The sequence below is a fragment of the Halanaerobium sp. genome (assembly GCF_003070835.1).
This window is the reverse complement of the sequence record NZ_QBLR01000202.1, coordinates 1-6,113: the sequence shown is the minus strand read 5'-3', so window position 1 is coordinate 6,113 and position 6,113 is coordinate 1. Positions and strand designations below refer to the sequence as shown.

Sequence of the window (6,113 nt, the reverse complement as noted above, 5' to 3'; positions counted from 1 at the left end):
ATAACTAATTCTCATCAGTTTTGAAGGAGAATTATCCACAAATTTGCCTGTTGATAACTTTTGATTTGTTTCTAAATAAAAAATGGGGAAACTCTATTTTTACAGGCATTGACTCCCCAGTTGCCATTGACTCATCAACTGTGGTCTTACCTTCTACAATTTCTCCATCAGTCGGAATTTTTTCTCCTGGTTTAATCAGCATAATATTACCAGGCTGTACATCTTCAATTGCAACTTCTTTTTCATTTCCATTCTCAATAATTGTGGCAGTTTTAGCTCCCAGTTCCAGCAATTTTCGAATTGCCTGAGAAGCCCTACCTTTGGCGGTTTCTTCAATATAACGTCCGGTTAAATGAAAAGCCATAATCATTGCTGAAACTCCAGCATAATTGGCAATCGGAGTAAAGAAAACTGCTGGCCCGGTAATAAAGGCTGCACCAGTACCCATTGCTATCAGGACATCCATATTTGCACTGCCGTGGCTGACTGCTCTATAGGCAGTAATAAAAGTTTTGCGTCCAAAGACAAAAAGTGGTGGGATTGCTAAGACAATCATTCCCAGATTAAAAATCTGCATGTTGGGCCAGGCTATACCAAAGAACATCTCCGGAATCATCCAGAGCATAATTGGAATTGTAAAAGCCCAGGTTCCCCACATTTTGTTTTTTGCTTTCTTAACTTTTTTCATATCATCACTGAGTTCATCTTCAGCTGACTCAGAATCTCTTTCCACTTCTTCATCTTCAAAACTGAGCAGTTCATAACCAGAATTCTTTACAATTTCTCTAAAGTCATTTTTGCTTAAGACTTCTGGATTATATTCTACACTACCTTTTTCAGTTGCAATATTAACATTTGCCTGATAAACACCTTCACTTTTATTTAAAGCCTTCTCTACAGCTGATGAACAGCTGGCACAGGTCATTCCACCTACCTTAAAAGAAGTTTTTGCCTTTTCTTCTTTAACACCATAACCGCTGTTTTCAACAACCTCAATCAACTTATCTCTGCTGTTCTGCTGTGGGTCAAAAGTAACATATGCTTTTTCAGCCGCAAAATTAACCTGTGCTTCACTTACTCCTTCAGCTTTGTTTAAAGCTTTTTCTACTGTCTGAGAACAGCTGGCACAGCTCATATCTGTTATTTTTAAAGTTATTTTCTTTTCTGCCATTATTCTGCACCTCCATAAAAATTTTATTTATAATATTCTTTATTTGATTAAGTTTACTTTCCATTTTCTTGTTTTGTTTTTCCATCTCCACAGCAGTCCGGAACATCATCTCCATACTGTTTTTCATTGGCCGAAGCCAGTTTATCAACAAATTTATCCCACCAGCTTTTCTTTTTTTGGTCTTGAGCCATCTGATATCCTCCTCAGAGTAAATAATATTGATTCTAAGATATTCATACAGTCTTCTAAAAGTAATCTCATGTGGCTCTGCTATATATCCAATTTCAATTAATAACTTTTTTAATTTTAGGTTGAAACGAAGATATTTTTTCAAAATAGGAATTAAATAGTTTATTTATTAAAAATGAAAGAATTAAAAAAATGAAAGTACCTGCAATACCTGCCAGTTCAACTGCCGCTATATTTAATAAGGATGCCGCCCAGACTCCGAAAAAATAACCGGCTATCATTAAAAAGATTGGAATTACATAAACAACCACACTAGCAAATAAAAGATTTCCTTTTCTCATTTCTATTAAAACCTGATCACCATTTTTAACACCAATTTTGTCCTCAACTTCTAAAACAATTTCATCCTGATCATGACTGTCACCAGCCAGACTACAGCTTTTATCACACTTACTGCAGGCAGAATATCTGGTTATTTTCACTTCTGCTTTATTCTTTTTTCTTTTAATTACAGTAGCTAATTCTTCCATTGGAGTCTACCTCCTATTATAAAAAATATACCCCTATCATGTATATTTAGATTAAAATTTTTTTAAATTTATACAGTTTTTATATAGTCATAGCCAGCTTCTTCAACAGCGGTCTTTAACTTGTCTTCTGCTACCTCTTTTTCCATTTCTACTACAGCCTGACCCTGATCAGAATCAGCTTCTGCAGAAATAACACCATCTATTTTTTCTAATTCTTCTTTAGTATGCATTTCACAGTGTCCACAGGACATTCCCTCAATAATAATTGTCTTTTTCATTTTTAAACATCTCCTTTATACATTATACATGTAGGGGGTATAAGTAATAATAACATTACTAATTGTTTCTGTCAAGATTAAATTACTTTTTAAGCTCAATTTCTTTAACAATGTCAGACATTAAATCATTAACCTCAACCAGCTTAAGTCCAGCTTTATCTATATTCTTCATTGTTTTACGATTTATATTCGCTCCCCAGGTGTAAAGACTAACCCAGTTAAACCAGTCCATAATCTTACCAACAAATTTATTCTTACTGCGCATATGCTCCAGCATTATTATCCTACCGTCTTCTTTGAGAACTCTCTTTAATTCCCTTAATCCTTTTATCGGATCAGGTACCGAGCAGAATACACAGCTGGTGACAATCAGATCAAAATAATCATCTTCAAAATCCAGATCCTGAATATCCATCTCCAGCAAATTTACTTCTTTATTATATTTTTTAGCTTTTTTCTCTGCTTCTTTAATCATTTTGGAACTGAAATCTATGGCAAAAATTTCAACTTGATCCGGATAATATTCAATATTCTTACCGCTTCCAACCCCGGCTTCCAGAAGTCTCATGCCATCTTTATCAATTTTATCTTCGACCTTCTGCCAGAGATTCCGACGCCAGTCTCCCATCTTTCCTTTTTCCATGATAAGTTCTAAAGAATCATAGACTGGAGCAATTCGATCATAACGCTTTTTTATTTTATTATTTTTACTCATAACAAAAAACCCCTTAATTTGATTCTATATACCCCTATGTGGTATCTTTAAACATAGTATAACACTCAGAATTAACACTGTCAAGAAAAAAAGTGCTTATCTCTAATATGAGAAAGCACTTCTATAATATCTACTGTATTTATTATTTTAACCATTTTTAATTAAAATCTTTTTCTGTCCCTGCATTGAAATAATGCCTTCTTTCTGCAGTGCTGATAATTTGCGGCTTAGTGTTTCCTGAGTTGTTCCGATTAAATTCGCCAGACCATCCCGGCTTAGAGGTAAATTTATTAAAATACCATTCTCCTTTTTTATTCCACTTTCCTTAGCCAATTCAAGCAGTAAACGCATTGTTTTTTCTTTTGCATCCTCCAGAGCCAGCGACTGTAATTTATTTTCTGTTTTATTTAAACGGCTGGTAATTGCTGATAAAAGTTTATAAGCAAGTTCAGGTGATGATTTAATTAATTTTTCCAGTTCACCTTTGGGAATCATGCAGATTGTGCTGTCTCCCACAGCTTCTGCACTGCTGCTCAACTGCTCTTCTTTAAATAATACCAGCTCACCAAAGAAATTACCTTCTTTTAATAATCTTAAGATATACTGATTTCCCTCTTCATTACTTCTATATAGTTTAACCAGTCCGGATTCAATAATATAAATATTTTTTCCTATTTCCCCTTCTAGATAAATTAGTTCACCATTTTTAAATTTTCTCTGTTTGACCAGACTGTTTAGCTTACTTATTTTTTCATTATCCAGATCAGAAAAAATTGGTACTTTTCTCACACAAGCTTCATGACTACAGCTTTCCATAGTATCACCCTTTATCTAAATTTAAGGTACCTGTTTACTCCAGCTATTCTGATTGAAATTTGATCAGATTTCAGGGAGAAAAGCAGATACCCTTTATTACTTATTTAGTCTTTTCTACCTGATATCCTGTTTTTGCTACTGCTTTTTTTAGACCAGCGATATCTATTTTATCAGGATCATATTCTACATTAGCCTTACTGGTTGTATAATGAACATCAGCTTTTTTGACTCCTTCTGTTTTATTTAAAACCTGTTCTATCTTATTTGCACAGTCCGGACAATTCAGTTCTTCTAAATAAAGTTTAATTTTTTTCATCTTTTTCTACCTCCAAATTTTATTACTTAACTTCTTCTTTAAAAATCAGTCTAAATTTTTAGTTTTTATTCCACATCATATTTTAACAGACGCATAGCATTAAAGATTACTATTAAAACACTCAGTTCGTGAACCAGCATTCCAGAAGCCAGAAATACTTTCTGACCTAAAACACCTGCCAGCAGTGCGAAAACAACTAAAACAGCAAAAATTACATTTTGTTTTATATTTCTATTGGCTGCTTTGCTGAGTCCAATTGCATATGGTAGTTTATTTAAGTTATCTGCCATCAAAGTAATATCTGCTGTATCAATTGCAGCATCTGTACCGGCTGCTCCCATTGCAATTCCAATATCGGCTGTTACCAGGGATGGAGTATCATTTATTCCATCTCCTACCATCGCAACTTTATATCCTTCTTTTTGATATTCCTCCACTGCCTTCACCTTATCTTCTGGCAGCAGTTCGGCTTTATAACCATCAAGATGCAGCTCATCAGCAACCGATTTTGCTATTCTCTCATTATCTCCGGTTAACATTACTACTTTTTTGATGCCCACCCGCTTTAATTTTTCTACAATCTGATAGGCGTTTTCTCTTGGCCGATCTGCAATGGAAATCAGCGCTATAATCTGTTTATTTTCTGCCATTACCACCACTGTTTTACCCTGCTCTTCCAGACTGTTTTTTTGTTCTTCAATTTCTGGCTTAATCTCAATTTCCTGCTCCTTAAATAACCTGCTGTTTCCAATCATAATTTCTTTACCATCAATTTGAGCAGTTATTCCTTTTCCGGTATGAGTCTCAAAACTTACTGGAGAATTGAATTTTTCTTTAAGTTCAACTTCTGCTTTCTTTTTGATGGCCCGGGCCAGATGATGTTCAGAATTGAATTCAGCGATTGCAGCCAGTCTCAAAACTTCAGTTTCACTTTTATGATAAGTTATTATCTGATCAACTTCTGCTTCACCCTTACTTAAGGTTCCAGTTTTATCAAAGGCAACCATATCGATTTCACCTGATTTTTCTAAGTATTCACCTCCCTTGATCAAAATTCCATTTTTGGCTCCATTACCAATTCCGGCTACAATAGATATCGGAGTTGAGATAACCAGTGCTCCCGGACAGCCAATAACAAGCAGAGTTAGAGAAAGTCTGACACTGCCGCTGATAAAATAAGAAATAAGTGAAAGCAGAATAATTCCTGGAGTATAATATTTCGAAAAACGCTCCATCAATTTTTGAGTGGGAGCTTTTTCTTCCTGGGCCTCTTCTACCAGCTCTATTATTTTACCAAAAGTGGTATCATCTCCAACCTTTTCAGTTTTAATTTCCAGATAACCATTTTTATTTATAGTGCCGCTGAAGACTTCATCCCCTGTTTCTTTACTGACCGGTATTGATTCCCCGGTAATAGCCGCCTGATTAACTTCACTTTTACCTTTAATTACAGTACCATCAACCGGTATTTTTTCTCCTGGTCGCACAATTACTTTTTCCTCAATTTCTACCTCTTCTGCAGCTATTTCTTTTTCTTCTCCCTCTCTGATAACTGTGGCCAGATTGGGAGCCAGATCCATCAGATCTCTAATTGCATCTCTGGCTTTGCCTACTGTTCTGCTTTCCAAGTAGGAACCAAAAGCAAACAAAAATGTAACTGCTGCTGCTTCCCAGTATTCCCCAATAATAACTGCCCCTACAGCAGCTATTGTTACCAGCAAATTAATACTGATCACCTTCATCTTCAAAGTATTATAGGCACTGATTGCTACCTGATAACCGGCAACAATCGCTGCTGCCACCATTGCTGTCTTAAAAATTAGTGGATCAAAATTTAATAAATTACTTAACCAGGCCACTACAATTAAAACACCTGCTGTAACAACTATTTTCAATTTCTTTTTCATTTCAAACAACCTCCCTGATTACTTTCTACAACCAGTATAACTATTTTTCGGGAAGGCAGCTATGATATAAATCATTTTTTACAAAAAAAGACCTCAGTTTACTTCAAAACTTTAAATTTTGAAGTTGACTGAGGTTATAATCAATAAATATTTAATTTTTGATTATCTTCGTCTGAAAACAACTAATAAAT

8 protein-coding genes are annotated in these 6,113 nt (G+C 34.9%); all 8 read right to left on the bottom strand.

Annotated features, from left to right (window positions below):
* Positions 1-31: 31 nt before the first annotated feature.
* The 8 genes from CI949_RS15305 to CI949_RS15270 all read right to left on the bottom strand — a co-directional run bounded on the left by CI949_RS15305 (position 32) and on the right by CI949_RS15270 (position 5,922).
* Positions 32-1,171, bottom strand: a complete 1,140-nt coding sequence (locus CI949_RS15305; protein ID WP_233487399.1) for a copper ion binding protein — start codon at positions 1,169-1,171, stop codon at positions 32-34.
* Positions 1,172-1,224: 53 nt separating this feature from the next.
* Positions 1,225-1,362: an LDCC motif putative metal-binding protein gene (locus CI949_RS15300; protein WP_158531826.1), complete on the bottom strand. Its 138-nt coding sequence runs from the start codon at positions 1,360-1,362 to the stop codon at positions 1,225-1,227.
* A 93-nt stretch (positions 1,363-1,455) separates the two neighbouring features.
* Entirely contained in the window at positions 1,456-1,890 is a 435-nt protein-coding gene (locus CI949_RS15295) for a SoxR reducing system RseC family protein (RefSeq protein WP_089717540.1), read from the bottom strand.
* A 68-nt stretch (positions 1,891-1,958) separates the two neighbouring features.
* Positions 1,959-2,168, bottom strand: coding sequence for a heavy-metal-associated domain-containing protein (locus CI949_RS15290; protein WP_089717542.1), 210 nt, complete (start codon positions 2,166-2,168; stop codon positions 1,959-1,961).
* A gap of 82 nt (positions 2,169-2,250) precedes the next feature.
* Complete coding sequence (locus CI949_RS15285) at positions 2,251-2,883, bottom strand: class I SAM-dependent methyltransferase (protein WP_089717544.1); 633 nt, start codon at positions 2,881-2,883, stop codon at positions 2,251-2,253.
* A gap of 147 nt (positions 2,884-3,030) precedes the next feature.
* Positions 3,031-3,699 (bottom strand): Crp/Fnr family transcriptional regulator, encoded by a 669-nt coding sequence (locus tag CI949_RS15280; RefSeq protein ID WP_089717547.1) that lies wholly within the window; start codon positions 3,697-3,699, stop codon positions 3,031-3,033.
* Between the two features lie 100 nt (positions 3,700-3,799).
* Positions 3,800-4,015, bottom strand: a complete 216-nt coding sequence (locus tag CI949_RS15275; protein WP_089717549.1) for a heavy-metal-associated domain-containing protein — start codon at positions 4,013-4,015, stop codon at positions 3,800-3,802.
* A 65-nt stretch (positions 4,016-4,080) separates the two neighbouring features.
* The gene (locus tag CI949_RS15270) at positions 4,081-5,922 is read right to left on the bottom strand and encodes a cation-translocating P-type ATPase (RefSeq protein WP_089717552.1); all 1,842 of its coding nucleotides are present in this window, start codon (positions 5,920-5,922) and stop codon (positions 4,081-4,083) included.
* Positions 5,923-6,113 lie beyond the last annotated feature (191 nt).